The following is a 26,498-nucleotide window of genomic DNA, read 5'->3' on the forward strand; positions in this document are numbered from 1 at the left end:
GCAGCACTTCTACGCTCCGTGATGTCGGAACTGCTCCAACGTTCACATGGAGAGGTCCGGCATGGATATGCTGCTCAGCGCCCTTATGGGCGATTTCCTTGGTACTCCCGTCTATTTCTGGGTGGCGTTCCTCGCCATCGTCATTGGCCTGTTGGTCTTCGACCTGGGCATTCTCAACCGCAACGCGCACGAGATTTCTGCCCGCGAGAGCCTGACGCTCTATGCCGGCTACGTGTTCGTCGCGGTGCTGTTCGGCATCTGGGTGTGGTTCAGCCGCGGCGCGGAAGCCGGGCTCGAATTCTACACCGGCTACCTGATCGAGCAGAGCCTCGCGATGGACAACATGTTCGTCATCGCGACCATCTTCGGCTTCCTCGCCATCCCCCGCCTCTACCAGCACCGCGTGCTGTTCTGGGGCATTCTCGGCGTCATCGTCTTCCGCGCGCTGCTGATCGGCCTCGGCGCGGCTCTGGTGCACTCTTTCAGCTGGGTGCTGGTGCTGTTCGGCGCCTTCCTGATCTTCACCGGCGTCCGGCTGTTCTCGCATCAGGACAAGGAGCCGGACATCGAGGCCAACCCGATCCTCAAATTCCTGCGCAGGCATTTCCGGATTTCGCAGAACCTCGACGGCAAGAACTTCCTGACCAGGCTCCCCGATAGCAAGACCGGCAAGCTCGTGACCTTCCTCACCCCGCTCGGCGTGGCGCTGATCATGGTCGAGACCGTCGACCTGATCTTTGCCGTCGACTCGGTGCCGGCGGTGTTCGCCGTCACGCAGGACACCTTCATCGTCTACACCTCCAACATCTTCGCCATCCTGGGGCTTCGTGCGCTCTACTTCGCGCTCGCCGCGGCGATGAACCGCTTCCGTTACCTGCAGGTCTCGCTGGCGATCGTCCTGGTGCTGATCGGTATCAAGGTGGCGCTGGTGCCGTTCGACGTGAAGATCGACACCTTCCTGTCGCTCGCGGTCACCCTCGGCGTGCTGGCCGGCGGCGTGCTCTACTCGCTGTGGAAGACCCGCAACGAGCGGAGCGTTTCGGCGGACGCACAGCCGGAGCAGGGCAGGCTCGAGCCGTAAGGGGAAGCCGCCCACGAGCCTGGCAGTCGGGCTTCCCTCTCCCGCTTGCGGGGGAGGGACGCCGACTACGAGCCGCCCTAAGGCCGCACCGTCACCACATCGAGCGTTCCCTCGGGCAGCGGCTTCAGCAGCTCCTCCTCGGGCTTGGTGAGAAACAGCCAGTGCGCCCAATCTTCCGGCAGGATTACGCAGACCTGCCGGTCGTGATAGGGCGCGATATCCGGCCCGGGCTCGGTGGTGAGCATGGTGAAGCTCAGCGCGCCATCCGCGTCCTCACTCCAGAGGCCCGCAATCGCCATGATCGGCGAGCCCTTCACGCTGAAGCGGTGCTTGGTTTTGGGCGATTTCGTGCCGGTGAACTCGAAGAAGCCCGAGAGGATGACGAGGCAGCGCTTCGATTTGTCGAAGTGCCGCCCGTCGGATTTGAAGTTGAACACCGGCGGCGCCTTGGGCCGCGGCGGTGGCCAGCCGAAGCGCATCGAGACCACCTCGACGCCGTTGCCGGCCGCCCTGAGCACCGGCCCCATGTCGCCGATGCGGATATCGTCGGCCTCCGGCAACTCGGCCGCAGCATCGCTGCTGTCGAGTTCCAGCCCCTTGATCGCCTCGAGATACTGCTGGTGGGTGACGTGCTGTTCGTAATCGTTACACATCGGGCCCTCCGCGCCTCAGGATCGATCAGCGCCAGCCGAGCGCCGGCGCGACGTGGGTGAGCACTGCCTCGATAACATGCGCATTGTAGGCGACGCCGAGCTGGTTGGGCACCGTCAGCAGCAGCGTATCGGCGCTCTTGATCGCCTCGTCCTCGGCCAGCTCCTTGACCAGCTGATCCGGCTCCGCCGCGTAGCTGCGGCCGAACACAGCTTGCTTGCCCGGCTCGATATAGCCGAAGTGATCCTGGCTGCGGGCGTCACCGCCGAAATAGGCGCGGTCCATGTCGGTGACCAGCGGGAAGATGCTGCGGCTGACCGAGACGCGCGGCGTCCGCGTGTGACCTGCTTCCGCCCAGGCGGCGCGGAACGCCGCGATCTGCTCGGCCTGCTGGATGTGGAAGGGCTTGTCGGATTCCGCCATCACCAGGGTCGAACTCTGGAGGTTCATCCCCATCTTGCCGGTCCACTGCGCCGTCGGCGTCGTCGCGGCGCCCCACCAGATCCGGTCCCTGAGCCCCGGCGAATGCGGCTCGAGCCGCAAGAGCCCGGGCGGATTGGGGAACATCGGGCGCGGATTGGGCTGGGCAAAGCCCTCGCCGCCGAGCACGTCGAGGAACACTTCGGCATGGCCGCGCGCCATGTCGGCATCGGTCTGGCCCTCGGCCGGCACATAGCCGAAATGCCGATAGCCATCGATCACCTGCTCGGGCGAGCCGCGGCTGATGCCGAGCTGCAGCCGGCCACCGGCAATCAGGTCGGCGGCGCCGGCGTCCTCGGCCATGTAGAGCGGGTTCTCGTAGCGCATATCGATGACGGCGGTCCCGAGCTCGATCCGGCTGGTCCTGGCGCCAGCAGCAGCCAGCAGCGGGAACGGCGAGGCGAGCTGGCGCGCGAAGTGGTGGACGCGGAAATAGGCGCCGTCCGCGCCCAGTTCCTCGGCCGCCACGGCCAGATCGATCGATTGCAGCAGCGCATCGGCTGCCGAACGGGTCTGCGATTGCGACGAGGGCGTCCAGTGCCCGAACGAGAGGAAACCGATCTTCTTCATGGTATTGGCCTTAGCGTTGCCGGACCTCCTAGATGTCACGGCAAGGGAGTGGGATCAACGTCGACGGCGTCTGTCACGCGCCGGTCATCGGGGGCGGCTAGGAGGCCCGCCATCAACCATGGGGCCACTGCCGTGACACTGAAATTCATCGTGATGAGCGACCTGCATCTGGTGGCGGAGGGCGAGCTGTCGATGACGCTCGATACCGCCGCCCGGCTGGAGATCGCGGTCGACACCATCAATGCCCGCTATGCCGATGCCGATTTCTGCATCCTCGCCGGCGACCTCGCCGATCTCGGCCAGGCCGTGGCCTATCGCCGGTTGCAGGCGATCCTCGCGAGGCTCACCATTCCGGTGCACATCACGCTCGGCAACCACGACGACCGCCCGACTTTCCTCGCCGTGTTCGGCAACGATTTCGCCGGTGAGACCGGCCATGTCGACAAGGTGCTCGATGTGAAGGGCTACCGCATCGTGCTGCTCGATTCGTCCGAGCCGGGCCGCGTCGATGGCGTGCTCGAGGCGCAGCAGATCGATTGGCTGAAGGCCCGGCTGGCGGAAGCCGCCGATAAGCCGGTGATCGTCATCCTCCACCACAACGCCAACGCGCTGCACATCGAATCCGACACCATCCGCATCCTCGAGGATGGCCCGTTCCTCGAGGCGCTGGCGACGCACAATGACATCCGCCAGGTGATCGCCGGCCACGTGCATGTCACCTCGACCGCCACCTACCGCGGCATCCCGTTCACGACGCTGGCCGGCGGCCACTATTCGGTGAGCTTCAACGTCGATCAGCCCGGCAAGCCGATCCGCCGCCTCACCGGCCCCGGCCAGATGGCTGTGGTGATCGGCACCGAGGACCGCACCACCGTGCTGTTCGAAGACTTCGTCGACGGCAACGAGGAGATCGTGCTGGCGGCTGCCGCCGAGTGATACTGCGCGGGGCGGCTCGCACCGCCCCGCCGCCGGCCGGTCAGGCGTTGCCGGGGCCGGTGATGTTGACCATCCAGGGCGTACCGAACTTGTCGCTCAGCATGCCAAAACTGTCGCCCCACGGCGCTTTTTCGAGCGGCTGCATCACGTTGCCGCCGACCACCAGTTTCTCCCAGTAACCGCGCAGCTCCGCTTCGTTGTCGCCGCTGAGCGACACCGTCATGGTGTTGCCTGATGTGAACGGCACGCCGGGCGGCGAGTCCGACGCCATCAGCCAGTAGCCGCTGGGCGAAATCAGCTGTCCGTGCATGATCTTGTCCTTGTCGGCCGGGTCGTGCGGCATGCCGCCGTCAGCGTAGGTCATGATGGTCAGCTCGCCGCCGAACACCGTCTGGTAGAATTCGATCGCCGCTCGGGCGTTGCCGTTGAAGTTGATGTAGGGATTGAGGCGCGTCGGCATGGTTTCCTCCCGTGCTGCCTTGCGCGAAAGGCTAGTCGGCGGCCGTGACGAGAACAAGACGCGTGGGCTTGCGACAGCTTTGACCGTCCGCTCTACTTGCCCGGCGGAGGAGGCAGGGATGGAACTGCAGTTCAGGGCGACGGTGATCTATTGGCGCGGGCCCGCGCCGTTCTTTTATGCCCGCATCCCCACCGAGATCGGCGCCGAGATCGGCAAGGTGAAGAAGGCCGCGAGCTATGGCTGGGGCGTCATCCCGGTGGAGGCGACCATTAACGGCATCACTTTCACCACTTCGCTGTTCCCCAAGGACGACAGCTACCTGCTGCCGCTGAAGCAGGTGGTGCGCAACAAGCTGGGCGTCACCGCCGACGACCAGGTCGATGTCGAAATGACCATCGGCGGCGGCTATGTGCCGCTGCAGTTTAGGGATTAGAGCTCGCTACGAGGCTGCACTGGCATCGTGGTTGGCTTCGATCCTTGCCCCACCCACCGGCTGTCATCCCAGCGAAAGCTGGGACCCAGCTCTCCTCTGGCGCGGGCTGTGAAATGGGTCCCAGCTTTCGCTGGGATGACATCGTGGGTGGTTCGGCCCCCGGTGAAAAGCGATCGATCAGGACGCCTCGCCACCAGCCTCACGCCGCCACCGGCAGCGTAAGCCCCCGGATCTCCTTGGCAACCCGCGCCTGCAGCGCCCACAGGTTCCGGTCGCGGATGCCGTGCGCCTCGAGCTGCGTCACCGTGTTGTAGAGATACTGCGCTCCGGATCCCCAGTGCCCGGCGGCGCGCGCCAGGGTGCGCGCCACCACGCGCTGCGGCAGCCGGCCGGCATAGTTGGCGCCCTCAGGCGAAGCAACGAAGGCCAGCGCATGGAGTGGCCCGTTCGGTGTCGCGAGCCGCATCCAGCGCGGCACATTGGTCGGCCGCCGGCTGTCGGTCTCGCGGACCAGCAGGCGCACCAGCTGGCCATGCGGATCGGCATCGGGCAGCCGGTATGCGAGCCCGGCGCAGGAGCCGCCGCGATCGAGCGCCATCATCAGCCCCGGCACCTCGCGGGTGCCGCGCCAGCGGGTGAGCCGCATGCAGAAGCGGCGATGCCAGCCATGCGCCACGGCCTGCCGGGCTTCGAGATGGGTAAGCTCGGGCTTCCAGATCAGCGAGCCGTAGGCGAACAGCCACAGCGGGCCATCCGGACGGCTGGTCAGCAGCGCGGCGGCCGTGGCCTCGAGGTCGGCTTCGGTAGGGTCGGGCTGGCCGGGCATCGGGCCCGGATCGGGCTCGGTGCGCTCGACCCGCGCAACCAGTTCAGCAGTCAGCTCCATTGCGGAGCGGCGTAAGGACATCGTCCAACTCCAAGCGGTCGCCCCCCGCTGGTTGAAGGTCGATATGCCGATAGCGGCGCGGGTGATCAAGTGTACCGGTGGTACGGAACTGTTCTCGGCCAGGCGACCCGGTTTCGACGCCGGCCGCAACTTGGATGCCGGCGGGGAAGCGCTTACCTAAGCGCGACTGCCGGCCCACGTCGCAATGAGCGGAGAGCATAGAATGTACGCCCTGGCCATCGTTCGCTATCGACTTCCATTGGCGGAAATTGCCGAGACCCACCGGGAGGCACACCGCGAGTACCTGCGCGAGTTGAACAGGCAGGGCGTGCTGATCGCATCTGGTCCGTTCCGACCACATGTGGGCGGCGCCTTCCTGCTGCGCGTCCCCGACTCTGACCCCAACGGTGCGCTTGATCGCGTCCGGGAGGGCGATCCGTTCACCCGGCACAAGCTGGCGCAGTACGAACTGCTGCCTTGGGACGTGAAGACCGGCGTCGAGGACCTGGACCGCATCTGAAGCTCGGGAGGGGTCGAGTGTCCGAAATCTCAGCCGGAATCCTGCTGCATCGGCATGGCCCGAGCGGTCGCGAGCTGCTGCTGGTGCATCCCGGCGGCCCGTTCTGGGCCCGAAAGGATGAAGCGGCCTGGTCGATCCCGAAGGGGCTGATCGACCCCAACGAGGCACTGGAAGCGGCGGCGCGTCGGGAGTTTGCCGAGGAGGTTGGAACAGTGCCGGAGGGCGTGCTGGCGCCGCTCGGCGAGTTCAAGCTCTCGAGCAGCAAGCAGCTGGTGGTGTTTGCGCTGGAGGGAGATTTCGACCCCAAGACCCTCATCTCGAACAGTTTCGAGATGGAGTGGCCGCCGCGTTCCGGACAGCGGCAGAGCTTTCCTGAAGTCGACCGGGCAGGGTGGTTCAGCCTCGACGCGGCGCGAACCAAGCTGCACCTCGGCCAGCGCGTGCTGGTCGATGCGTTGCTGGCGCATACCGGACCGTAGACTTCTGGCGCAAGTGATGGCACGGAGGCCAAAAGGGGAAGGCCTATGCGCATCGCGGTGACCGGCACGCACGGTAGTGGCAAGACCACGCTCGTCGAGGATTTCGTTGCAGCGACGCCGGGTTACGAGGCGGTGCCGGAGCCTTACTGGCTGCTGGTGCAGCAGGGCGTGGTGTTCGCCGATGGGCCATCGGTCGCCGATCTCGAGGAACAGCTGAAGCAGAGCTGTGCGCTGCTGCTTGCGACCAGCGAAGCGAACGTGATCTTCGACCGCTGCCCGCTCGATTTCCTCGGCTATCTCGAGGTGCTGAGCGCTGCGGAAGGCTTTGAGTGGAGCCCCGACGGCAAGTTGCTGAAACGCATCGAGGATGCGCTGGCGACGCTCGACCTCGTCGTCTTCGTGCCGCTGAAAAGCCCGGACGAGATCGCGGTAGCGATCGAATATCCCAAGCTCAGGAAACGGGTGGATGCGCGGCTCAAAACCATGCTGCGCGAGGACGATCTCGGGCTGCTGGCCGATGGACCGCGCGTCGTCGAGGTGACCGGGACGCGCGAGCAAAGGGTGCAGCAGCTGACCGGGGAGCTGGCTGGCTGAGCTGTTGCTCCTAGTCGTAAGCCTTCTCGTATTTCTCCAGCGCGCGAATGGCCTTGGCGTTGCCGCCGGCGGCACGGTCGCGGATATAGGTCAGGGCCGCCTTGAGGGTGAAGGCGTCGCCGGATTCCCGGGCGAGCACCAGGGCCTTGAAGTAATCGACCTTGAGGCAGCTGACGCCCATGATCATGCCGTGCATGTAGAGGTGCGATGCATCGGTCTGGCCGACCGCCGAGGCATCCTGGCGGGCCACGATCTCGGCACAGATCGCCTTGATTTCGTCCTTGCTCGAGGCGGTGCTCACCTTGGTGTAGAGCGAGCTGTTGGGCAGCAGTTGCGCACCGCCCTTGGCGGCGGCCTCGGTGGCGATGCCCGCGCTCGTCGCGAAGAGCAGGGCGGCGAGAACTACGGACAGGCGTGAGTGGCGTCGCATGATGGATGCTCCGGTGTTCGGGGTTACTTCAGGCGCTTGCTCAGCGCTTCGATGCTGGTGCGGCGCTTCGGCAGCGAGAATGGCGGCTTGGCACGCTTCGCAAGCCCGAACACATCGCCTGCAGCGCGCTCCACCACGACGCTTTCGAAGATCTTCAGCGGCTGGCATTCCCAGCCCGCGCCGCTATGGCCGGTGACCGGGTTGTAGCTGTTTTGTGTGTAGCCGAAGCAGATATTGCCGCGCTCGGTCTTCCAGCGGCCGGGCAGCACCACCTTGTTGCCGGGGTACCAGAGCCAGGTGCCGCCTTGCTTGTCGTAATATTCGACCTGCGTGCCGTGGCCGGGGCTGTAGGTCATGATGGTTTGGTTGGCGAGCTTCGGCGCCGCGAGCGCCACGCCAATTCCGGCGAGGACGATGAGGGTAGCAAGGATCAATCGCATGGCGGGGTTCCTCATTGACCGCAGAAATCGTCTTCGACACGGCAAGGGCCGGCGCCGAGCGCGTCGCACGCCTTGAGCGCCGCGGCATGAGCCCGCTGTTTGCTACCGGCCTTGCCGACACCCCATTTGCTGCCGGTGGTCGCAATGGCGAGGCACCCACCGGCGCCAGAGGCGATGACCTTGCAGTTCTGGTATTGCTTGCGGCAGGCCTCGAGCGTGATGTCCCTGGCCCACGAGATCGAGCGGAAGCGCTGCACAAACGGCTTGCCGCCCGGCGCCGCCTGCGCCACGGCCCAATCGGCCATGGCCGGAACCGGCGCCAGCAGCGACAGGCTGCAGGCAACCGCCAGTATCAAATGCTTCACATTATCCCCCAAAGCGCAAGTATGACTTACATGTGAAGTATCGCTAAGGCGTAAGACTTCGTGCCGCCAGTGCAGCCTGCGGATAGGGTAAATTCCGGCGCGGAATATCGGTCAGGCACTGGCCGAGGGTGCCATCTACTCCAAGCCCAGATCTTGATCTGCAGCGCTCAGGCACCGACCCACCCCTATCCACGGTGTCACCCCGGCGAAGGCCGGGGCCCATCCTGAGATGCCCTTAGTGAGCCGATGCGCATGCCTCGCCTCCCAGGAGCTCCCGCACCCTAGTCCTCGCTGCGCCCGCCGCCCTCGCGATTGCGCGTATAGCTGTGCTTCAGCGGGAAGGGCGGCAGCCAGGCCTCGCGCCGGACGGTCCAGAGCTCGTAGCTCGGCCGCGCCTGGTCCGGCGCATCGAACGCCCCCGCATGCACCTCGACCTCGTCATCGCTCACCGAAAACACCGACGACCCACAGCGCGGACAGAAATGCCGCCCGGCATACTCATGCGTCGTGCCTTCGATGCTTACCGCCTCAGTCGGGAAGATCGCAAACACTCCAAACAGCGACCCGGAGTGCTTGCGGCAATCGAGGCAGTGACAGATCCCGGTGCGATACGGGTCGCCCGAGGTGGTGAGGCGGACATCGCCGCAAAGGCAGGAGGCAGTTGGCACGGCAGAACTCCCGATGGTGGCAGCGCGCGGTCCTAGCGTTAGAGCCGAATCCCCTTTTCGGCGAGCCCGGCCAGCATCCGGCCGTTGAAGGCCCGGGCAATCTCGGGCTGCCGCACCGGACTGGTGCGGAGCGAGCCGCTCACCACCACCGATCCGGCATTGATCTCGTCGATCCCGAGGTCATGCATATCGCTGGTAATGGCTTTGGCGAACTTCGGGTCGGCCCGGAGCTCGGTGGCCGCCGTCCGCATCTCGTCGATCACCGCCAGCGGATCGGTGCCGCTGGGCACGGTGAAGCGCGGCCGGAGCACGCCAAAATTCCGCGAACTGTTCTTCAGCGCCTTCACCGTCGAGAACGGAATGGAGTGGAGCGCCCCATCGCTGTCGCGCAGCCGCATGCTGCGCAGCGACAGGCTCTCGACCACCCCGGTGCGATCGCCGGTGCTGATGGTGTCGCCGACGGCAATCGTGTCCTCGGCGAGAATGAAGAAGCCGGTGATGACATCCTGCACCAGCTGCTGCGAGCCAAAGCTCAGGGCGAGGCCGAACACCCCGGCGCCAGCGATCAGCGGCGTCACGTCGACCCCGATATTGGCCAGCACCGCGATGCCGCCCAGCACCACCAGGAGGATCAGCACGCCGTTACGCATCAGCGGCAACAGCGTCTGCAACCGGCTCGAGCGCTGCGATCCCGGGCGCGTGCTCTTGTCGGGCGCGAGGGTCGTGGCGATCCAGGCATCGAGCGTCACCCAGATCAACCAGGCCACCGCGACAACCGTCGCCGCCGCCAACAGCGGACCGACGATGACGCGGCCATCCGTTGTCAGCCAGCCCCAGATGTTGAAGCCCCAGACGCCGGCAATGGTCATGGCCATGGCAAAGAGGGTCAGCGCGTCGGCTGCGACCCGCAACAGTTTCAGGATCTTGCCGGCCACGATCTGACGAAGGGTATGCCTTTGATAGCGGTAGCGCGGCGGCGTTGACGTGGTGAGCCGGTGCAGCCCGGCGATGGTCACCATGCCGGCCAGCACCACGGCGAACGACCACAGCATCTGGCTCAGCACATCATTGTCGCGCTGCCCGGCGAGGAGGCTGAAAATGCTGAGGATCAGAAAGCCATAGGCGATGAGGTGCCAGTGTCGCGCGAGGCGTCGGGTGGCGTTGCGGATCGGATTGTCCGAAACCGGGGCGCGCGCGGCGCCGCCGAAGATCAGCCGGCCAAGCGCCATCCGGTGCCGCGATACGAACCCCAGCATGGTGAGCGCCGCGATGCAGTTGAGGATCAGCCCGGCAAAGTCGGCGGCCGACCAGCCGAGCACCTGCCGTAACGACGGGTCGGCGCTGAGCGCGGCAAAGGTCGCAAAACTCGCGACCGCCAGCCACCACGGATAGAACCGGCGCTGCCCATAGCGGATCAGCCGCACGCTGCGCACGCTGCCAAAGCCCGACAGCGCCGACGTCGCAAGATCCGCCGTCAGCATGGCCAAGAGGATGCCGACCGCGAGGCTCGTGAAACTGGTGCTCGCCACCTTCGGCACCGGCAAGAAGCTGACCAGCACCGCGACCACGAACAGCGCCGCCGCCGCCAGCACCACCTTCAGCATCAACCCCATCGCCAGCTTCCGCTTCCGCACCGGCTTCGTCGGCGAGACCAGCCCACGCCCAACCCGGCGCAGACCAATCCCGATCCCGGCAACGATCGCCAGGCCGGGCAGGGCCCATGCCAGGAACTGCAGCAATTGCCCGCTGCTGACCCCACTCTGCACCCGGCTGCCGATCTGCGTCCCAGCCTGCGCCAGCTTCCGGTCGATCGGCACGCCGAATGTGGCAGTGGGCAGCGAGGTGACGAGCTCGTCGGACCAGCGGTACAGGGCGCCGGCCAGGCCGGTGCTCGCGCCGCTATCGGCTTCCTCGGCACCCGCTGCCGTCGGACCGGCCTCGTTCGGCGTCGAGCGCAGATGCTCGAGCAACTGCTCCCGCAGCACCGGGTCCTCGAGCACGACGATGAGCCGATCGACAGCGTCTGAGGATGTTGGCGGAGCCGGCTTGGCTTGCTGGGCATAGGCACTGCCGATCGACAGCATGACAAAGAGAACGGCAATCAGCTGCTTCACGGGTGGGTCTCGCTTGGTCCGGATCCGGGCGGCAGATCCTTGGAATCGAAAGGCAATGTGCTTTGCGACTAGACGAATAAGTTGGCGGCATCGTGCCGCTCAAGCGACCCGATGAGATCGCGGTGGCGATCGAGTATCCAAAACTGCATGCCCGGTGCCGGTTACGGGAGGGTGTGCCCGGCGGCGCGGAACAGGCGGTACCATTCCTCGCGCGTAAGAGTGATGTCCGAGCCGGCGGCGCTTTCGCGGACGCGCCCGGGCTTGGTGGTGCCGAGGACGACCTGCAGGTTGGCCGGGTGCCGGGTGATCCATGCGATGGCGATGCCCATGGGGGTGATGGCATATTTCCGGGCCAACTCATCCATCACGTCGTTGAGCTCGGCATAGTGCTCGCGATCGCCGATGAACACGCCCTCGAAGAAACCCTTCTGCACCGGCGACCAGGCCTGCAGCGTCATGCCCTTGAGGCGCGAATAGTCGAGGAGCCCGATATCGCGGGAGACCGACTGGTCGAGTCCACCCATGTTGGCGGCGACGCCCTGGGCGAAGAGGTTGGCATGGGCGATCGAAAGCTGCACCTGGTTGAACAGCAGCGGCTGCTTCACCGCCGATTTCAGCAGCTCGATCTGGCCGGGCGTGTGGTTGGACACGCCGAAATGGCGGACCTTGCCGCTGGCGTGGAGCGTGTCGAAGGCTTTGGCCACGTCGTCGGGTTCGACCAGCGTATCGGGCCGGTGCAGCAGCAGCACGTCGAGGTACTCGGTGCGGAGCGCCTTCAGCGAGCCATCGACCGATTGTAGGATGTGCTCGGAAGAAAAGTCGAAATAGCCGCGGCGGATGCCGACCTTGCTCTGGATCTGGATCTTCGCCCGGTCGGACGCCGAGAGTCTCAGGGCGTCGCCGAACCGCGCCTCGCAGACATGCGGTGCGCCGCCATAGATATCGGCGTGGTCCATCATGGTGACGCCGACCTCGACGGCCGCGTCGTAGAGCGCGCGAACCTCGGCGTCACTCATCTTGGCGATGCGCATCAGGCCCAGCACAACGCTCGACACGGTGACGTCTGTATGGGGGACGGTGAAGGTCTTCATGGCAGGGCCTGTGCTGGCGGATGGGTGGAAGACGCTGTGTATCACAAGCCGTGGGTGGCGTCGGCAATACGACGCTCGTCGTGGTTGGGTTGGAATCGGACGTGCCGATGCATCCGGCGGCGATCACGCCCCGGAGCATGGTAACGAAGCGAAGGACCGGCGAGGCGTTTGCCCGTCGCATGTAGTCCGCAATGCAAGGGAGGCTCACGCCTCGCCGGTCAATCGGGGCTTTGTGCTTGATCGAAGCGGATCCGGGCTCCCCCAACGCCATTCGCCCGAGCCTGGAACCCATCGCCCCAGTCCAGATCCACGGCGTGTCGCCACACGGGACGTTTCCAAGCAGGCAGTTCCTCTCCCCGTGGGGGGAGGTGGTCGTTGACCGGGGATGGCCTTTCCGATCTCGGCGATGTCTTCTGGCGCGCCCGCAGGCGGACAAGGCTACGGTACAACCGGCCGCGACTTAGGCCCGGGCCGGTACGACTGCCAGCCCACTCAACCTCCACCACACCAACCATTCGTCATGATCTCGTTTCGGTGCAGGGGACGAGGGGGAGGACAGCATGGGGGGTGAAGGAGCGGGGACGAGTTGGGGCGGTGCAAGGCGAGTTCACAGCAACCGCAAGCCTAGCCCTCTTGGCGCCTTCGAACTCGACTTACAATCGCCCCAATGTCGCGAGAGCCCAACGGCACAGCAAACCTGTTCAGCCGTTGCGGGCTATGGACACCATGAGACATAGCGGTAACGAATATCTCAACTAACCCCTTGAGATGCACGTCTCTGAACATCGCCTGCTTCGGATCCGCCTTAAGTTCTTCCAACTCAGAAAGTGCGGCCTGCGCGAGTTTCTTGTGACGCGCCATTATCTGCCAGCGTTTCAGGCGAAGCTCGAAGCGATCATCGAACGCAATGGCAGCCTCGAGTTCCGCCACAGCTTCCTCCGGTTTCCCAGTGATTTCGGCGGCCTCGGACAGCACCTCATGATACGCGCCCATACCCCCCGGGTGTTGTCTGAGGTCGACTAGCGCATCGTCATACCGCCTTCTTAGATGTGCTGGTGCCTCGTCCGCTCGTTGAACACCTTGAAGCATCCATTGCAGGTAGATCCGACAGGTAGCGTGTTTACTGAACACAGTCTGGCGCAACCGACCCCAAGCGAGTGCATACTTCTCCGCAAGTGCATAGTCGGGTTTCCTAGTGAGAAGGATGCACTTTATTAGTGGTCTGTATATCCTCTCGAGACGGCTGTCTTTGTCCAAATTGAACTGCAGTGCCTCTTCGTATTTCTGCTTGGCCTCATAGAACTTATGCTCGCTCTCCAACTTGAAAGCCTCTAGGTACGAAGCAAGCTCTCGGCTGTTCACGTTGCTGTTTAACAACTGTATGCAAGTCATTACGTCGTCATCGTTTCCGGTGCGGATCGCGGAAAGGCCAAAATAGCGAAGCAGCTCGGTTCTGGAAGCCTGAGAGAAGGAGTCTCTTGCAGCGAATGCTTTCTTCAGGAGTCGATATGCCGCCGAATGTTGGCGGGCATGATACAGCCGCACCCCGGCTTGAAACCAATGAGATGCGGAGACGAATTTCTCCACCGATTTGGGAAGTTCATCCTTGCCGCTCCAAAAGGTTGCCTGGATGCGCGACTCAATTCGTATGAATTCATTCTCAGTAGCGCCAAAGTCAAATGGTGATTTGGCAAAAGTCTCAATAACCGAGCGCCTCCACTCTATAAGATCGGCGCGAACCAAGTGCCGTGCAAGCCTGCCAGCTAGAAATGGCGTCAGTCGATATAGTCCAGAGCTGTCCCGCTCTACGAAACCCAGCTTGGCGCACTTGGAAAGTGTCTTGAGGACAGATTCTTCTGCGTTCTCGAAAAGGCCGGCTAGGTCGCGAGCATCGCAAGGGCTGACATCGTTTAGGAACAGCATCATTCTCTGACAATCGATGTCATCGTGTAGGCTGGCAAACGCCCAATCTACGTAATAAGCGATGGATTCCTGCGCCATATTTTTGGCATGGGCGATTAGCTCATCGATCTCGCTGAAATCGATCACGGAGCTCGTTGCCTGAGCAAGTGTCACCAGGAGTCCGATGTTACCTTGTGCTGCGTCGATAAGGTCATCCACTGCCTTTGCCGTCCATCTTTCTGGCTGACGGTCAAAGTGAGCCAAGAGCGATTCCGCAAATGGAACAACTTCGTAGTTGGAGAAGCCCGTAACTCGCTGTTCGGCCAACTGCTCGAAACACCGCTTTCTGCGTTCAATCGAAAGTGGCAACTGAGAGACGATAAACAACTTGGGGCGCGTGGCGGCCTCGAGAGACGACACAACATCATCGAGCCATTCCGGCAGCTCTACATTGTTCTGCAGTATCTTGTCGTGGGTGAAGACTACATAGTTCCCCGATTCAAATATGCGATTGATCCTATTGGATACCCCCTCGAAGGTGTTGGATTCGTCCGCGTCCTGCACCTGCGCCAGTCTGTTGATATCTGCGCCAAAACCTGCACTTTCGAGTTTGAGGCAAATCTGTTTTGGAAGGGAGGCTGCGTTAATATCAACCGATATTGGTCGGCCGTTAGGCGCCATTGATTTGTTGAGCTGCTCCACAAGTGTGTGGCGGCCTGCCCCGGGAAAGCCAGAGATCCACATCGCAGGGAAGCATCTGAATCGCTCTTTCTGCACTGCGTTTCGCATGGGCTCGAGGATGTCGTCTCGGGGAAGTGTTGGATGGGCGGATTTCATCGCGGGCTCGATGAAGCGCTGGACGAGTTGGTTGGCATCCTCCAGGGACACGTTTGGGTGAGACGTTCTAACCTCGAGTAGATGAGCGAGGTCATCGAATATGGGTTTTAGGTCCGCTGACAGGTCATCGTTCCAAACGATGGGGAAGTCATCGAGACGCAGGATCAGCGACGACAAGGTGCCATTGGCCATCAGTTCGGCCGCTTGACGGAGTTCTCGAATGCAGCCTTTGGCTTTGACGTAAGACCTGGACCAGAACACGACCAAGTATCTTGAGGCAGGAAGCTCGCGCCGTGAGATCTCGTCCCACATTTCGGCGCCCTCTTCTCCAGATGTTGAGTAAAGATATGCCCAGTCTGATGGCAGCGAGTTCCATATGGGTCGGGCAAAGCCTTCATCGACGGCGCTAACTGAGAGGAAGACAGGGCGCATAAATAGCTCCTCACCAACTTGGCCTGCTTTGCATCTCAGGCCGGCATGCAAAAGCAGCGTGGTCCGAGCAAGCTCGGACCACGTCGATACTCAGTCAGTTGGCTGCTTCGATCAACTCAGCTACACCCAGTCGTCGTCCCGCAGTCCTCGCAGACCATGCAGTGCCCGCTGACCTTCATCCGCATCGAATTACAGTTGCTGCACTGATCGCCCGTGTACCCCTGCATAAGCGCTTGGGCCCTGAGCTGGCCCGCGTCCTGTTGGGTCGGCGGGCTCGGGATCGGGTTCAGCTCGGCTTCGTTGAGCACGGTTGGGCTCGGTTCGATCTTCAGGGCCGTTGCGGCTTTCAGCGCCGTGACGGTTGAGGTCTGCATCGAGGCGACCGGGTTATAGGCCTGGGCGGCGGTGAGGCCGCCGGAGACCAGCATCAGGTTCTGGTCCTTCACCTTGCCGCGGGTCATCCCACGAGAAACCAGGTTCTGCGCCGGGATCGGGGCAGGGCGCTGGCCTTCGCCGCTCTGCGACAGCGCCGTCGGGCTGTCGGCGTGGACATGCGCCAGGTCCTCGCGGTCGAGATAGGACACGGCGAGTTCACGAAAGATATAGTCGAGGATCGAGGTGGCGTTCTTGATCCGATCGTTGCCCATGACCATTCCCGCGGGTTCAAAGCGCGTGAAGGTGAAGGCCTCGACATATTCGTCGAGCGGCACGCCATATTGCAGGCCGAGCGAGATCGAGATGGCAAAATTGTTCATCATGGCGCGGAAGGCAGCGCCTTCCTTGTGCATGTCGATGAAGATCTCGCCCAGCCGACCGTCGTCGAACTCACCGGTGCGCAGATACACCTTGTGGCCGCCGATATTGGCCTTCTGGGTATAGCCCTTGCGGCGGTTCGGCAGCTTTTCGCGCTCGCGGCTGACGCGCTCGATGATGCGTTCGACGATCTTCTCGGTGATCTGCGGCACGCGCGCCATCTGGTTGGCGGCGTTCAGCAGTTCGACCGCATCTTCTTCCTCGTCGTCCTCATCGGCGACCAGCGAGGAATTGAGCGGCTGCGAAAGCTTCGAACCATCGCGATAGAGCGCGTTGGCCTTGAGCGCCAGGCGCCAGCTGAGCTGGTAGGCCTCCTTGGCGTCGGCGACCGTCGCGTCGTTCGGCATGTTGATGGTTTTCGAGATGGCGCCCGAAATGAACGGCTGCGCCGCCGCCATCATCAGGATGTGGCTCTCGACCGAGAGGAAACGCTTGCCGGTCTTGCCGCAGGGGTTGGCGCAATCGAACACCGGCAGGTGTTCGTCTTTGAGGAAGGGCGCGCCTTCCAGCGTCATCGACCCGCAGACATGGATGTTGGCGGCCTCGATGTCCTTCTTGGAGAAACCCAGGAAGGCGAGGAGGTCGAACGTCATGTCGCCGAGCTGGGCGTCCGTCACGCCGAGGCTCTTCAGGAAATCAGCGCCAAGGGTCCACTGGTTGAAGATGAACTTGATGTCGAAGGCCGATTTGGTCGCCGCGTTGAGCGCGGCGATCTTCTCGTCGGTAAAGCCCTTGGCGCGCAGCGTCGAGGGGTTGATGCCGGGCGCCTGGTTCAGGTTGCCGTGGCCGACGGCATACGCCTCGATCTCGGCGATCTGCGCCTCGGAATAGCCCAGCGTGCGCAGTGCCGGCGGCACGGCGTTGTTGATGATCTTGAAGTAGCCGCCGCCGGCGAGCTTCTTGAACTTCACCAGGGCGAAGTCGGGCTCGATGCCGGTGGTGTCGCAATCCATCACGAGGCCGATGGTGCCGGTCGGGGCAATCACCGAGACCTGCGCATTGCGGTAGCCGTGGCGTTCGCCCAGCGTCAGCGCATCGTCCCATACCGCCTTGGCGCGGGTCGAAAGCGTGTCGTCGCCGATCGAGGCGTGGTCGAGCGCCACCGGGTTGATGCTGAGGCCCTCATAGCCGTCGGTCTTGCCGTAGGCAGCGGTACGGTGGTTCCGGATGACGCGCAGCATGTGCTTGGAGTTGCGCGGATAATCCTGGAACGGGCCAAGCTCGCCGGCCATCTCGGCCGAGGTGGCATAGGAGACGCCGGTCATCACAGCGGTGATGGCGCCGGCAATGGCGCGGCCCTGGGCCGAGTCATAGGGAATGCCTGAGGTCATCAGCAGGCCGCCGATATTGGCGTAGCCGATGCCGAGGGTGCGGTAGACGTAGCTGCGCTCGGCAATGGCCTTGGACGGGAACTGCGCCATCATCACCGAAACCTCGAGGACCACGGTCCAGAGGCGGGTGGTGTGCTCGAACGCCGCGACATCGAACGACGAGTCGGCGTTGCGATAGGGCAGCAGGTTCACCGAGGCGAGGTTACACGCCGTGTCGTCGAGGAACATGTATTCCGAGCAGGGGTTCGAGGCGACGATCTCGCCGGCCTCGGGGCTCGTGTGCCACTCGTTGATGGTGGTGTGGAAATGGATGCCCGGATCGGCCGAAGCCCAGGCGGCGTAGCCGATCTGTTCCCACAGGTCGCGCGCCTTGACGGTCTTGGTGACCTTGCCGGCCTTGGTGCGGCTCAACAGGTCCCAGGTCCCATCGGTCTCGACGGCCTTGAGGAAGTCATCGGTGACGCGGACGGAGTTGTTCGAGTTCTGGCCGGAGACGGTGAGGTAGGCTTCGCTATCCCAGTCGGTGTCGTAAACCGGGAAGTCGATATCGGTGTAGCCCTGGCGGGCGAACTGGATGACGCGCTGGATGTAGTTCTCCGGCACCAGCGCCTTCTTCGCCGCCTTCACTTCGCGCTTCAGCGCCGGGTTCTTGTTGACGTCAAAGCAATCGTCGCCGGTGCCTTCGCAGTTCACCGCGGCCTTCATGATGGCCTTGAGCGCCTTCGACACCACCTTGGAGCCGGTGACGAGCGCCGCGACCTTCTGCTCCTCCTTCACCTTCCAGTTGATGTAATCCTCGATATCAGGGTGATCGATATCGATCACCACCATCTTGGCGGCGCGGCGGGTGGTGCCGCCCGACTTGATGGCGCCGGCAGCACGGTCGCCGATCTTGAGGAAGGACATAAGGCCCGAGGACCTGCCGCCGCCGGAGAGCTTTTCACCCTCGCCGCGGAGCTTCGAAAAGTTCGAACCGGTGCCCGAGCCATATTTGAACAGGCGCGCCTCGCGCACCCACAGATCCATGATGCCGCCCTCGTTGACGAGGTCGTCGGTCACCGACTGGATGAAGCAGGCATGCGGCTGCGGATGCTCGTAGGCGGATTTGGACGAGGTCAGCTTGCCGGTGAAGGGGTCGACATAGAAGTGCCCCTGGCCGGGGCCATCGATGCCATAGGCCCAGTGGAGGCCGGTGTTGAACCACTGCGGGGAGTTGGGGGCAACCCGCTGCGTGGCCAGCATGAAGCAGAGCTCGTCGAAGAAGGCGCGCGCATCTTCCTCGCTGGCAAAGTACTTGCCCTTCCAGCCCCAGTAGGTCCAGGTGCCGGCGAGACGCTCGAACACCTGGCGGCTGTCGGTTTCCGAACCATAGCGCTCAGCCTCGGGGAGCTTGGCCAGCGCTTTCTCGTCGGGAACCGAACGCCACAGCCAGCTCGGCACATCGTTCTCTTCGACGCGCTTCAGGATCTTGGCGACGCCGGCCTTGCGGAAGTATTTCTGCGCGATGATGTCGGCAGCCACCTGCGACCAGGTCGAGGGGACCTGCATGCCCTCGAGCTTGAACACGATCGAGCCGTCGGGGTTCTTGATCTCGCTCGTCACCGAGCGGAATTCGATCCCCGCATAGGCGCTGTCATTGGCTTTCGTGAACCGACGTTCGATGCGCATTTGTCTATATATTCCCCAATAAAGCGGACAGGAAAGCCCGCGAGCCGCCAAGGACGGCTTCTGCCTCTTTGTATGACGCTGTCTAACTGACCGTGAAAAACGGCCTAGGAGCCCCGTTTGGGACCTTCAGCGAACTGTCGCCGCCGCGTGGTCCCGGTCGTCCGTCGTGCCGTCTGAACAAGCCCGGCGCAACCCCGAAAGGATGCGTCCGATGCTTCGAGTCGGTCAATGCCGAGGCATGATCACAACATACAACTGCTAGTGGCATTGCCCGGATCCAACGGCTAAATCCAGTATCTCATATGTGGATTACGGGGAAAAGTTCCAACCCCGATTCGACGCGTAAGAGGGTCAATTTTCGGTACCGCACCCTCGCGAACCGCTGGTGGAATCGGCGCTAAACCACGGGAAATCGGCCACTCTTTCGCCACCTTTGAGCACCGCTTGAAGATGAACCGGCCGGGCTAAGTGAGGGGCAGTTTTCGGTGCGAATCCTGTCAAGCGCATTATTTCCGTCACAAATCGACGACCATACACAGCGCCCTCTGGTGGGGCGGCACACCATAGGTAGAGGGCAGGGCAGGCTCGCCTTTATGCTAGGCGGGTGCGCCCCGGCATGTTAGAGCCACAGGCAGAAATGGCGGGCGATTTGTCCCGCGCGAACGGCTTCTGAGACGGGTTCAGACGGTATGGCGAACGGCGGCATGAAGGACTTCCTGATCGAGATTCTGGCCTGGTGGCGGGGCAACACCTGGGGCACGCGCCTCTGGATCGCCACGCAGGGCGAGTTTGTCGGCGAAGACGAGACCGGCAACCGCTACTACCGCTCCAAGAAGGGTTCGAAGCCCGGCCCCAACGGCTACGAGCGCCGCATGGTGATCTATGCCGGCGGCTATGCCGAGCCCACCACCATCCCGCCCGGCTGGTATGGCTGGATGCACTATCGCACCAACACCCCGCCGACCGAGCAGGATTACACCGCCCGTTCCTGGCAGCTGCCGCACCAGCCCAACCTCACCGGCACCGCCGCGGCCTATCGCCCCGATGGTAGCCTGCTCAGCAAGGGCGAGCGCCCGCGCGTCACCGGCGATTACGACGCGTGGTCTCCAGAATAATCCCGACCATCGTTCAGCCCATGCAGATGGTCCGCAAGGCAGTTGCCGTCGTTCTCGCCAGCCTTGCGCTGGCGACGCCTGTGCTGGCCGAAACGATCGCCAATCCGGTCGCCCAGTTCTCCGGGCTCGACAAGATCACCGGCCGCATCACCACGTTCGATGTCTACATCGATGAGACGGTGCAGTTCGGCGCGCTGCAGATCACCCCGCGCGCCTGCTATACCCGGCCACCCACCGAGACGCAGCGCACCAGTGTGTTCGTCGAGGTCGACCAGGTGAGCCTGAAGGGCTCGATCGACCGCATCTTCACCGGCTGGATGTTCGCCGACAGCCCGGCGCTCAACGCCATCGACCACGCGGTTTACGATATCTGGCTGCTCGACTGTAAGCAGAGCTCCGACGTGCCGCCGCCATCGGCGGACGCAGGTACGGGCGGGTAAGTTCCTGGGTGCCTCTGGTGAGGCACCAAACTTGCCTCATCCGCCGTGTCATCCCGGCGAAGGCTCATGTGACTACGTCGTGGGAATCCCGCAGCTCTGCTGCGGGAGCGATCGGCGCAATTGCTATCCGACAGCGCCCCAAACTCGGTGTCATCCCAGCGAAAGCTGGGACCCAACTCACAGCAAGCGCAAGCGGATGGATGGGTCCCAGCTTTCGCTGGGATGACACCGGTGGGTGGGGGACCGTCAGTGGCACGAAGTGATTGGACTGGCCGGTTGCCCCTGCGCGGCAAAACCGAACGGCCTCACCCACCGCAACCACGATCAAGTCGAGCGTCCGTCTCTTGCGCTTAGCTCCCCTCCATCACGACGAGAGGAGCCCAGAATGCTCAGCACACCAGAGATCGTTACCCGCCCCGACCAGCCTTTCGCAGCCATCCGCGTCAGCCTCGACCGCGGCGAAATCCCCTCAAAGGCGCCGCCGCTGATCGGCGAGGTGGCCGGCTGGCTGGCCGCGCAAGGCGCCGCGCCGGTGGGCGCGCCATTCTTCAGCTATCTCGCAATGCCCGAGGACGGGCCGATGGTGATGGAGGTCGGTTTCCCGACGGCAACGCTGCTGGCCGGCGATTCGAGGGTCCGGACCGGCACCATCCCGGCCGGCCGCTTTGCGACGCTGATCCACACCGGACCTTATGACGGCCTCTACCAGGCCAATGTCGCGCTCGGCGAGTGGCTCGGGAAGCAAGGTATCCCCCATCCGATGCCGGAAGACGCCTCCGGCGAATACGACGCGGCCCTGCTGGAAATCTATGCCACCGACCCGGCCAATGAGCCCGACCCGCAGAAGTGGGAAACCGAAGTGGCGTTCCGGCTGGGCCGCTAGTGCCCTTCATGGATGAGTTGAACCACCGGCAGAGTCAGTGAGTGATCGCAGGTGGGTGGTATGGCACACGGTGGTCGAGCTGACCCACTGGCATCACCCCACCTACGATGTCATCCCAGCGAAAGCTGGGACCCAACGCGCCGCAGCGCAAGTGGGTAGATGGGTCCCAGCTTTCGCTGGGATGACAGCCGGTGGTAGGGCCGGTACCGAGCCCAACCCTTGGGCCGGGCGCCTCATAGTGAATGCTCTAATCCGAGAAAAGTACCGGCCGGCCCGGGAGAGGAACCGGCCGGCCGGAGTTATCCTGCCCGGGCGAGGATGTCTTTTGCGCCGCTCACCAGTTGCGCGGCGGCGTCCTCCGGCGATTTGGCGCCGAAGCCGATCTCCTGGCTCAACGTGCCCAGCAGCGACAGGCTGATCTCGCCCGCCGCGGCTGGCGGCGGCGGCGGGATTGGTCCAAGCAGCTCGCCAAGATTGGCGAAGAAATCGAGGGTCTGCCGCTCGAGGTCGTTGAGGCCATCGACGATATGGTCGCGTGAGGCCGCCGAGCTCGGGATGCCACGTTCGAGGCCAAGCAGGCTCGCCGCCTCGAGATCGCGCACGAAGAAGTTGATCAGCTCAACCGCCTCGTCCTTGACCCCGGAGGTCGCTGCCAAGGTCCACATCATCGTCGGCTTGCGGTATTGCCCGCCTTTGCCGCCTGCCATCGCCAGCGGCATGTTGCTGACGGCCAGCTTGTCCTTGACCAGCGCCTGGTAGGCGATCAGTTCGTTGACCCCGGTAAAGCCGCTGGCGGCGCGCCCGGTCACCAGCATGCTGGTGTCGATGGTGCCCGTCGAAATCGCCTGCTCCTCGGCGGTCACGCACGCCTCTTTGCTGCGCAGGTCGGCCCAGAGGGTAAACCACTCGGCCGCATCAGCCGTGTCGAAGGCCAGCTCACCTGTGGGGGTATAGAGCGCCTTGCCGCGCTGTCGCAGCCAGTTCTCCAGCGCCGGCTCGTTGCCCGATCCATCGGGCAGCATGCGCATCCCGGCATTGGCAGCGTTGAAATCGCCGACCATCCCCGCGAGGTCGGCATAGGTGGTGGTCGCCCCGGGCACCGGCAGGCCGGCGCGTTCGAAGGCGCTGGCATTGACCTGCAGGCAGAAGCCGCCGGCGCCCATGCTCACGCCGTAGAGTTTGCCGTCGACCCGCCCGGCCTCGATCTGGTCGGCATCGAAATCGCCGAGATCGAGCGTCTTGCCGAGGTAGTCGTCGAGCGGCGTCAGCGCGCCGCGCTGGGCGTATTCGACGATGTAGCGGTAATCCATCTGGATCAGGTCGGGCGCGTTGCCGCCGGCGGTCTGCGTCGCGACCTTGGTCCAGTAGTCGTTGAACCCCATGAACTCGCTGGCCACCGGTGCGGTGCCGAACTTCTTCCGGAACAGGTCGAACACCGCGAAGGTTCGTTCGGCGCGCGCCTGGCCGCCCCAGAAGATGGCGCGGACGCCGTCCGACTGCGCCCGCGCGGCCGGCGCCAGCGCTGCTGCTCCCAGCAGCGCCAGGGCGCCCTGCAGCACGGTTCTGCGACGTGTGGTCATATCGTCTCCTCCTCGTTTGTTTGCGTGTTGTGTTGCGCGCGGCGCCGGTCCTCCCCGGGCGTCGTCGCGAAGTAGGATTTGTACTGGCGCGAAAAGTACTGGGTGGTCGAATAACCCAGGATCGAGCAGATCTCCCCGATGCTCATCGAGGTGGTCTGCAACAGGTTGCGCGCCTTCAACAGCTTGGTGGATTTGACGAAGCTTGCCGGGCTCACCCCATAGATGCGCCGGAACGTGCGGGTGAAATGCGAGCGGCTGCGAAATACCGCTCCGGCGAGCTCGGAGACATCGTCGTGCTCGGCGGGCATTTCGAGCACCTTGTTGGCCAGCTCAATCACGTCCCGGTCGAGCCGCGAGCTCGGCACGTCTCCCGGCTGCAGCTGCAGCGCCGCGCCCTGCAGTTCGTCGAGCACGGCCCGCAGCAGCATGGCGCTGCGCCGGCCATTGGCGGCGAGGCCCGCCAGCTCCGCCGCATGCAGCTGGACGACCTTGCGGGTCACCGCATCGATGAACAGGAAGTCGGGTGTCCAGCACCAGACCGGGGGCAGGGGGGCGTCGCCTGCCTCATAGGCGTAGTTGAGAAAGGTGACGCCCAGCGGATTGGCTGGGTTGTGCTGCGCCCGGTAGATACCGTCCGGCCGCATCACGCACGTTACCCCGGGCAGCAGGGCAATGTGCTCACCGCCGGGCGTCACCAGTTCGCCTTCCCCAGCCCAGATCAGCCAGATGCGATAATTGTCGTGCTTGGCCGGATCGGAGACGAACGACCAGCCCGGGTCGCACCGGATCCGCCCCACCGGCGCGCGCAGTTCGACGCCCGGCTCGCCGGTCTCCGACGCTCTGGCGGCCCTCTCGTTCAACAGGTTGCTCCGGCGCCTTCACCGCCGAATATGGCCAGTCGCTCCACCTGATCGCTCGGTTGCGCCTTCTGGTCCATGTAGTGGAACTGCAGCGCCCGGCGCCGCTGCGCCGAGTTGTTCGATGGCGTGCCATGCGGCAACAGGCCATCGAAGAACATGCCGTCGCCGGGGCGCAGCGGGAAGGCTACGGATTTGCGTCCCGCGATGTCGGTATCGCAGATCTGCCAGTCGCGGCGCCGGAAATGGTGGATGGGCCCGAGCTTGTGCCCTCCATCCAGCACCTGCATGCAGCCATTGGCGATGGTGGCCTCGTCGACCGCAATCCACACGCCCACGATGCGGGTGCCGAGCGGATAGTCGAAAAACGCATGATCCTGATGCCACGGCTTTTCGCGGCCGCCGCGCGGCGGCTTCAGCAGCGCCATATCCTGGAACAGCCGCACGTCGCGCTCCAGCAGGTGCCGGCAGATCGCGCCGATCCGCTCGCCCAGCGCGATTCCGGCCAGCCGCTCCTCGTGCGGCACGAAATCGTAGAGTTTGCGCACCGCGTCATAGCGCTCGGCCGCCGTCATCGTATCGATGATCTCCTTGTATCCTTTTTCGTAGGACACGCCGGAGAACAGCGGCACCCGACCCTCGATCAGGTCGTCGATCGCGGCTTTGGCGCTGGCCAACTCGCCTGCGTCCAGCAGCCCTTCCACCGATAGCCAGCCATGCTCCCGATAATGCTGGCGCGATGCGGCGGTCAGCGCCGTGGCGATATCGACGCGCGGGGCGCTCGATTCCGGGTCGTAGAGCCCGTCCTGGTAGGTCCCGCCCTGTTCCTGGTCGAATTGCAGCATCGTCCGTGATCCCACTCTCCGGAGCTCGCCTTCGGCTCTCGTTGCTAGCGATAGTCACGCCAAACCGCTGCCGATCCAAGGCTACGAACTCGGCGAAGTTGTGCACTTTTCGCGCATTGTGACCGCGCGACAGGGGCGGGCCGGGCCGGCACTTGACTCGATATGCTGTCCGGTATTTAACAATCGTGTTATTTAACGAATGTGCAAAATATGACCACCGATGCCCTCAGCCTCACTTTGTCCGCGCTCGCCGACCCAACGCGGCGGGCGATCTTGCAGCGGCTGAGCGAGGGGGAGGCGTCGGTGAGCGAACTGACCGCGCCGTTCGACATCTCGATGCCGGCCATCTCACGGCACCTGAAGGTGCTGGAGCAGGCCGGCCTCGTGGCGCGCACCCGCCATGCGCAGTGGCGCCCGGTGCAGCTCAACGCCGCGCCGCTGGCGGAGCTGGCCAACTGGGTCGAGCGCTATCGCCGGCACTGGGACCAGAATTTTGCGCGCATGGATGCGTACCTGGCCGAACTGCAAAGAGGGAACCCGAATGGCCCAAAGCAATAGCGTCACCGCCGAACAGGCAGCCCTGGTGCTGGAGTTCGACCGGCTGTTCGACGCGCCGCGGGCCCTGGTCTGGCTGATGTTCAAAGAGCCCGAGCATATGGTGCGCTGGCACGGGCCCGAAGGTTACGCGCTCCTTAGCTGCGACATCGATTTCCGCGTCGGCGGCAAATGGCGGCGCTGCATGAGCAACGGCCCCGGACACGCCCACTGGATCCGCGGCGAGTATCTCGAGATCGAAGAGCCGAGCCGGCTCAGCTTCAGCTACATCAACGAGTATGACGGGTTCGAGACCGTGGTGACGATGGATTTCGTCGACGAGCACGGCAAGACCCGCATGTATTTCCGGCAAACCCCGTTCATCAGCGTCGAGGAGCGCGATGGGCACGGCTGGGGCTGGAAGAGCGGCTTCGATGTGTTCGACCGCTATGTGGCGCAGTTCATCGACGACGACTGGAGCCCCAAGGGCCGGCCGCGCAGCGATGGCGTCGCCGAGGATATCGTCGCGGCGCGGCGCCGGGCCGTGGAGAGCAAGCGGGAGGACGAAAATGCTCACTCTACCAACGATCGTTGAGCGGACGGCTCAACCCTATGTCGCCATCCGCAAACGGGTGACGATCCCCTTCGATGCCGTGATCGGGCGGACTATGGATGCGATGTTTGCTGCGGTGAAAGCCAAGGCACTACAACCGGTTGGGCCAGCATTCTTCAAGTACAACATCGTCAATATGCCCGATCTCGAAATCGAGTTCGGCGTGCCCGTAGGCGCTCCGGTGGCGAGCGACGGCCAACTGATCGGCGGCACGCTGCCGGCCGGCCGCTACGCCCAGACCACCTATTGGGGGCACTACGACAACCTGATGGATGTGAACGCCATCCTCATTGGTTGGGCCAAGGAAAAGGGCCTGGCGTGGGATGCGATCGCCGGCAGCGATGGCGATCATTTCGCCGCGCGGCTCGAAATCTATCCCAACAGTCCGGACGAAGAGCCCGACCCGGACAAGTGGGAAACCACGGTCGCCATCAAGATCAGGGATTGAGC

At 63.9% G+C, this 26,498-nt stretch carries 27 protein-coding genes; 12 read left to right on the forward strand and 15 right to left on the reverse strand.

The window, feature by feature from the left end:
• Positions 1-61: 61 nt before the first annotated feature.
• Positions 62-1,081: a TerC family protein gene (locus ASC89_RS07055; RefSeq protein ID WP_055996188.1), complete on the forward strand. Its 1,020-nt coding sequence runs from the start codon at positions 62-64 to the stop codon at positions 1,079-1,081.
• Positions 1,082-1,158: 77 nt separating this feature from the next.
• Here the strand turns inward: ASC89_RS07055 and ASC89_RS07060 are convergent, their stop codons facing one another.
• On the reverse strand, positions 1,159-1,734 hold the full coding sequence (locus ASC89_RS07060; protein ID WP_055996192.1) for an SOS response-associated peptidase: 576 nt from the start codon (positions 1,732-1,734) through the stop codon (positions 1,159-1,161).
• A 25-nt stretch (positions 1,735-1,759) separates the two neighbouring features.
• Positions 1,760-2,782: an LLM class flavin-dependent oxidoreductase gene (locus ASC89_RS07065; protein WP_055996195.1), complete on the reverse strand. Its 1,023-nt coding sequence runs from the start codon at positions 2,780-2,782 to the stop codon at positions 1,760-1,762.
• Positions 2,783-2,914: 132 nt separating this feature from the next.
• On the opposite strand from ASC89_RS07065, the gene ASC89_RS07070 reads away from it, so the two are divergent.
• Positions 2,915-3,718 carry a metallophosphoesterase gene (locus ASC89_RS07070; protein WP_055996198.1) on the forward strand — a complete coding sequence of 268 codons (804 nt, stop codon included), beginning with the start codon at positions 2,915-2,917 and terminating at the stop codon, positions 3,716-3,718.
• Between the two features lie 40 nt (positions 3,719-3,758).
• On the opposite strand, the gene ASC89_RS07075 is transcribed toward ASC89_RS07070, so the two are convergent.
• Positions 3,759-4,178, reverse strand: a complete 420-nt coding sequence (locus tag ASC89_RS07075) for a VOC family protein (RefSeq protein WP_055996201.1) — start codon at positions 4,176-4,178, stop codon at positions 3,759-3,761.
• Positions 4,179-4,296: 118 nt separating this feature from the next.
• Between ASC89_RS07075 and ASC89_RS07080 the strand changes: the two genes are divergently transcribed.
• Positions 4,297-4,611 carry a DUF1905 domain-containing protein gene (locus tag ASC89_RS07080; RefSeq protein ID WP_055996204.1) on the forward strand — a complete coding sequence of 105 codons (315 nt, stop codon included), beginning with the start codon at positions 4,297-4,299 and terminating at the stop codon, positions 4,609-4,611.
• A gap of 199 nt (positions 4,612-4,810) precedes the next feature.
• Here the strand turns inward: ASC89_RS07080 and ASC89_RS07085 are convergent, their stop codons facing one another.
• Entirely contained in the window at positions 4,811-5,518 is a 708-nt protein-coding gene (locus tag ASC89_RS07085) for a gamma-glutamylcyclotransferase (protein ID WP_055996206.1), read from the reverse strand.
• A gap of 202 nt (positions 5,519-5,720) precedes the next feature.
• On the opposite strand from ASC89_RS07085, the gene ASC89_RS07090 reads away from it, so the two are divergent.
• The 3 genes from ASC89_RS07090 to ASC89_RS07100 are packed head-to-tail and all read left to right on the forward strand — an operon-like array spanning position 5,721 to position 7,090.
• Positions 5,721-6,017, forward strand: a complete 297-nt coding sequence (locus ASC89_RS07090; protein WP_055878054.1) for a YciI family protein — start codon at positions 5,721-5,723, stop codon at positions 6,015-6,017.
• Positions 6,018-6,034: 17 nt separating this feature from the next.
• Entirely contained in the window at positions 6,035-6,496 is a 462-nt protein-coding gene (locus ASC89_RS07095; RefSeq protein ID WP_055996209.1) for an NUDIX domain-containing protein, read from the forward strand.
• Between the two features lie 45 nt (positions 6,497-6,541).
• Entirely contained in the window at positions 6,542-7,090 is a 549-nt protein-coding gene (locus ASC89_RS07100; RefSeq protein ID WP_055996212.1) for an ATP-binding protein, read from the forward strand.
• A 10-nt stretch (positions 7,091-7,100) separates the two neighbouring features.
• Here the strand turns inward: ASC89_RS07100 and ASC89_RS07105 are convergent, their stop codons facing one another.
• From ASC89_RS07105 to ASC89_RS07140, 8 genes are all read right to left on the reverse strand, one after another.
• Entirely contained in the window at positions 7,101-7,520 is a 420-nt protein-coding gene (locus ASC89_RS07105) for a hypothetical protein (RefSeq protein WP_055996215.1), read from the reverse strand.
• Between the two features lie 23 nt (positions 7,521-7,543).
• Positions 7,544-7,960, reverse strand: coding sequence for a hypothetical protein (locus ASC89_RS07110; RefSeq protein WP_055996218.1), 417 nt, complete (start codon positions 7,958-7,960; stop codon positions 7,544-7,546).
• A gap of 11 nt (positions 7,961-7,971) precedes the next feature.
• On the reverse strand, positions 7,972-8,325 hold the full coding sequence (locus ASC89_RS07115; protein ID WP_156384535.1) for a DUF4189 domain-containing protein: 354 nt from the start codon (positions 8,323-8,325) through the stop codon (positions 7,972-7,974).
• A 281-nt stretch (positions 8,326-8,606) separates the two neighbouring features.
• Positions 8,607-8,993, reverse strand: a complete 387-nt coding sequence (locus ASC89_RS07120) for a GFA family protein (protein ID WP_055996224.1) — start codon at positions 8,991-8,993, stop codon at positions 8,607-8,609.
• A 38-nt stretch (positions 8,994-9,031) separates the two neighbouring features.
• Complete coding sequence (locus ASC89_RS07125; protein ID WP_055996227.1) at positions 9,032-11,107, reverse strand: mechanosensitive ion channel family protein; 2,076 nt, start codon at positions 11,105-11,107, stop codon at positions 9,032-9,034.
• Between the two features lie 161 nt (positions 11,108-11,268).
• Positions 11,269-12,198: an aldo/keto reductase family oxidoreductase gene (locus tag ASC89_RS07130; protein ID WP_055996230.1), complete on the reverse strand. Its 930-nt coding sequence runs from the start codon at positions 12,196-12,198 to the stop codon at positions 11,269-11,271.
• Positions 12,199-12,822: 624 nt separating this feature from the next.
• On the reverse strand, positions 12,823-15,369 hold the full coding sequence (locus ASC89_RS07135; RefSeq protein WP_156384536.1) for a toll/interleukin-1 receptor domain-containing protein: 2,547 nt from the start codon (positions 15,367-15,369) through the stop codon (positions 12,823-12,825).
• A gap of 116 nt (positions 15,370-15,485) precedes the next feature.
• Positions 15,486-19,181: a vitamin B12-dependent ribonucleotide reductase gene (locus ASC89_RS07140; protein WP_055996236.1), complete on the reverse strand. Its 3,696-nt coding sequence runs from the start codon at positions 19,179-19,181 to the stop codon at positions 15,486-15,488.
• A 704-nt stretch (positions 19,182-19,885) separates the two neighbouring features.
• Here ASC89_RS07140 and ASC89_RS07145 point away from each other — a divergent pair.
• From ASC89_RS07145 to ASC89_RS07155, 3 genes are all read left to right on the forward strand, one after another.
• Positions 19,886-20,296 carry an NADH:ubiquinone oxidoreductase subunit NDUFA12 gene (locus tag ASC89_RS07145; RefSeq protein WP_055879769.1) on the forward strand — a complete coding sequence of 137 codons (411 nt, stop codon included), beginning with the start codon at positions 19,886-19,888 and terminating at the stop codon, positions 20,294-20,296.
• A 20-nt stretch (positions 20,297-20,316) separates the two neighbouring features.
• A complete protein-coding gene (locus ASC89_RS07150; protein WP_082528027.1) occupies positions 20,317-20,736 on the forward strand; it encodes a DUF2155 domain-containing protein in 420 nt (139 codons plus the stop codon).
• A 385-nt stretch (positions 20,737-21,121) separates the two neighbouring features.
• Entirely contained in the window at positions 21,122-21,619 is a 498-nt protein-coding gene (locus ASC89_RS07155) for a GyrI-like domain-containing protein (RefSeq protein ID WP_055996239.1), read from the forward strand.
• A 299-nt stretch (positions 21,620-21,918) separates the two neighbouring features.
• Here the strand turns inward: ASC89_RS07155 and ASC89_RS07160 are convergent, their stop codons facing one another.
• Genes ASC89_RS07160 through ASC89_RS07170 form a run of 3 tightly spaced genes read right to left on the reverse strand, consistent with a single transcriptional unit; the run spans position 21,919 to position 24,901 of the window.
• Positions 21,919-23,199, reverse strand: coding sequence for an ABC transporter substrate-binding protein (locus ASC89_RS07160; protein ID WP_055996242.1), 1,281 nt, complete (start codon positions 23,197-23,199; stop codon positions 21,919-21,921).
• A complete protein-coding gene (locus tag ASC89_RS07165; protein ID WP_055996245.1) occupies positions 23,196-24,059 on the reverse strand; it encodes an AraC family transcriptional regulator in 864 nt (287 codons plus the stop codon). The genes ASC89_RS07160 and ASC89_RS07165 overlap by 4 nt, the downstream gene beginning before the upstream one ends.
• On the reverse strand, positions 24,056-24,901 hold the full coding sequence (locus ASC89_RS07170) for a phytanoyl-CoA dioxygenase family protein (protein ID WP_055996248.1): 846 nt from the start codon (positions 24,899-24,901) through the stop codon (positions 24,056-24,058). Before ASC89_RS07170 ends, ASC89_RS07165 begins: the two co-directional genes overlap by 4 nt.
• A gap of 210 nt (positions 24,902-25,111) precedes the next feature.
• On the opposite strand from ASC89_RS07170, the gene ASC89_RS07175 reads away from it, so the two are divergent.
• The 3 genes from ASC89_RS07175 to ASC89_RS07185 are packed head-to-tail and all read left to right on the forward strand — an operon-like array spanning position 25,112 to position 26,496.
• Positions 25,112-25,459 carry a helix-turn-helix transcriptional regulator gene (locus ASC89_RS07175; RefSeq protein WP_055996251.1) on the forward strand — a complete coding sequence of 116 codons (348 nt, stop codon included), beginning with the start codon at positions 25,112-25,114 and terminating at the stop codon, positions 25,457-25,459.
• Positions 25,443-26,030: an SRPBCC domain-containing protein gene (locus tag ASC89_RS07180; RefSeq protein WP_055996254.1), complete on the forward strand. Its 588-nt coding sequence runs from the start codon at positions 25,443-25,445 to the stop codon at positions 26,028-26,030. Before ASC89_RS07175 ends, ASC89_RS07180 begins: the two co-directional genes overlap by 17 nt.
• The gene (locus tag ASC89_RS07185; protein WP_162247914.1) at positions 26,005-26,496 is read left to right on the forward strand and encodes a GyrI-like domain-containing protein; all 492 of its coding nucleotides are present in this window, start codon (positions 26,005-26,007) and stop codon (positions 26,494-26,496) included. The genes ASC89_RS07180 and ASC89_RS07185 overlap by 26 nt, the downstream gene beginning before the upstream one ends.
• Positions 26,497-26,498: the final 2 nt, after the last annotated feature.

This window comes from Devosia sp. Root413D1, assembly GCF_001425235.1.
Classification (GTDB): domain Bacteria; phylum Pseudomonadota; class Alphaproteobacteria; order Rhizobiales; family Devosiaceae; genus Devosia_A.

Coding starts and splice junctions, on each gene's coding strand:
- ASC89_RS07175 (WP_055996251.1), top strand. CDS start 25,112: ATGACCACCGATGCCCTCAGCCTCACTTTGTCCGCGCTCGCCGACCCA.
- ASC89_RS07105 (WP_055996215.1), bottom strand. CDS start 7,520: ATGCGACGCCACTCACGCCTGTCCGTAGTTCTCGCCGCCCTGCTCTTC.
- ASC89_RS07160 (WP_055996242.1), bottom strand. CDS start 23,199: ATGACCACACGTCGCAGAACCGTGCTGCAGGGCGCCCTGGCGCTGCTG.
- ASC89_RS07080 (WP_055996204.1), top strand. CDS start 4,297: ATGGAACTGCAGTTCAGGGCGACGGTGATCTATTGGCGCGGGCCCGCG.
- ASC89_RS07185 (WP_162247914.1), top strand. CDS start 26,005: ATGCTCACTCTACCAACGATCGTTGAGCGGACGGCTCAACCCTATGTC.
- ASC89_RS07150 (WP_082528027.1), top strand. CDS start 20,317: ATGCAGATGGTCCGCAAGGCAGTTGCCGTCGTTCTCGCCAGCCTTGCG.
- ASC89_RS07180 (WP_055996254.1), top strand. CDS start 25,443: ATGGCCCAAAGCAATAGCGTCACCGCCGAACAGGCAGCCCTGGTGCTG.
- ASC89_RS07140 (WP_055996236.1), bottom strand. CDS start 19,181: ATGCGCATCGAACGTCGGTTCACGAAAGCCAATGACAGCGCCTATGCG.
- ASC89_RS07055 (WP_055996188.1), top strand. CDS start 62: ATGGATATGCTGCTCAGCGCCCTTATGGGCGATTTCCTTGGTACTCCC.
- ASC89_RS07085 (WP_055996206.1), bottom strand. CDS start 5,518: ATGTCCTTACGCCGCTCCGCAATGGAGCTGACTGCTGAACTGGTTGCG.
- ASC89_RS07090 (WP_055878054.1), top strand. CDS start 5,721: ATGTACGCCCTGGCCATCGTTCGCTATCGACTTCCATTGGCGGAAATT.
- ASC89_RS07145 (WP_055879769.1), top strand. CDS start 19,886: ATGAAGGACTTCCTGATCGAGATTCTGGCCTGGTGGCGGGGCAACACC.
- ASC89_RS07060 (WP_055996192.1), bottom strand. CDS start 1,734: ATGTGTAACGATTACGAACAGCACGTCACCCACCAGCAGTATCTCGAG.
- ASC89_RS07100 (WP_055996212.1), top strand. CDS start 6,542: ATGCGCATCGCGGTGACCGGCACGCACGGTAGTGGCAAGACCACGCTC.
- ASC89_RS07155 (WP_055996239.1), top strand. CDS start 21,122: ATGCTCAGCACACCAGAGATCGTTACCCGCCCCGACCAGCCTTTCGCA.
- ASC89_RS07110 (WP_055996218.1), bottom strand. CDS start 7,960: ATGCGATTGATCCTTGCTACCCTCATCGTCCTCGCCGGAATTGGCGTG.
- ASC89_RS07065 (WP_055996195.1), bottom strand. CDS start 2,782: ATGAAGAAGATCGGTTTCCTCTCGTTCGGGCACTGGACGCCCTCGTCG.
- ASC89_RS07130 (WP_055996230.1), bottom strand. CDS start 12,198: ATGAAGACCTTCACCGTCCCCCATACAGACGTCACCGTGTCGAGCGTT.
- ASC89_RS07135 (WP_156384536.1), bottom strand. CDS start 15,369: ATGCGCCCTGTCTTCCTCTCAGTTAGCGCCGTCGATGAAGGCTTTGCC.
- ASC89_RS07170 (WP_055996248.1), bottom strand. CDS start 24,901: ATGCTGCAATTCGACCAGGAACAGGGCGGGACCTACCAGGACGGGCTC.
- ASC89_RS07075 (WP_055996201.1), bottom strand. CDS start 4,178: ATGCCGACGCGCCTCAATCCCTACATCAACTTCAACGGCAACGCCCGA.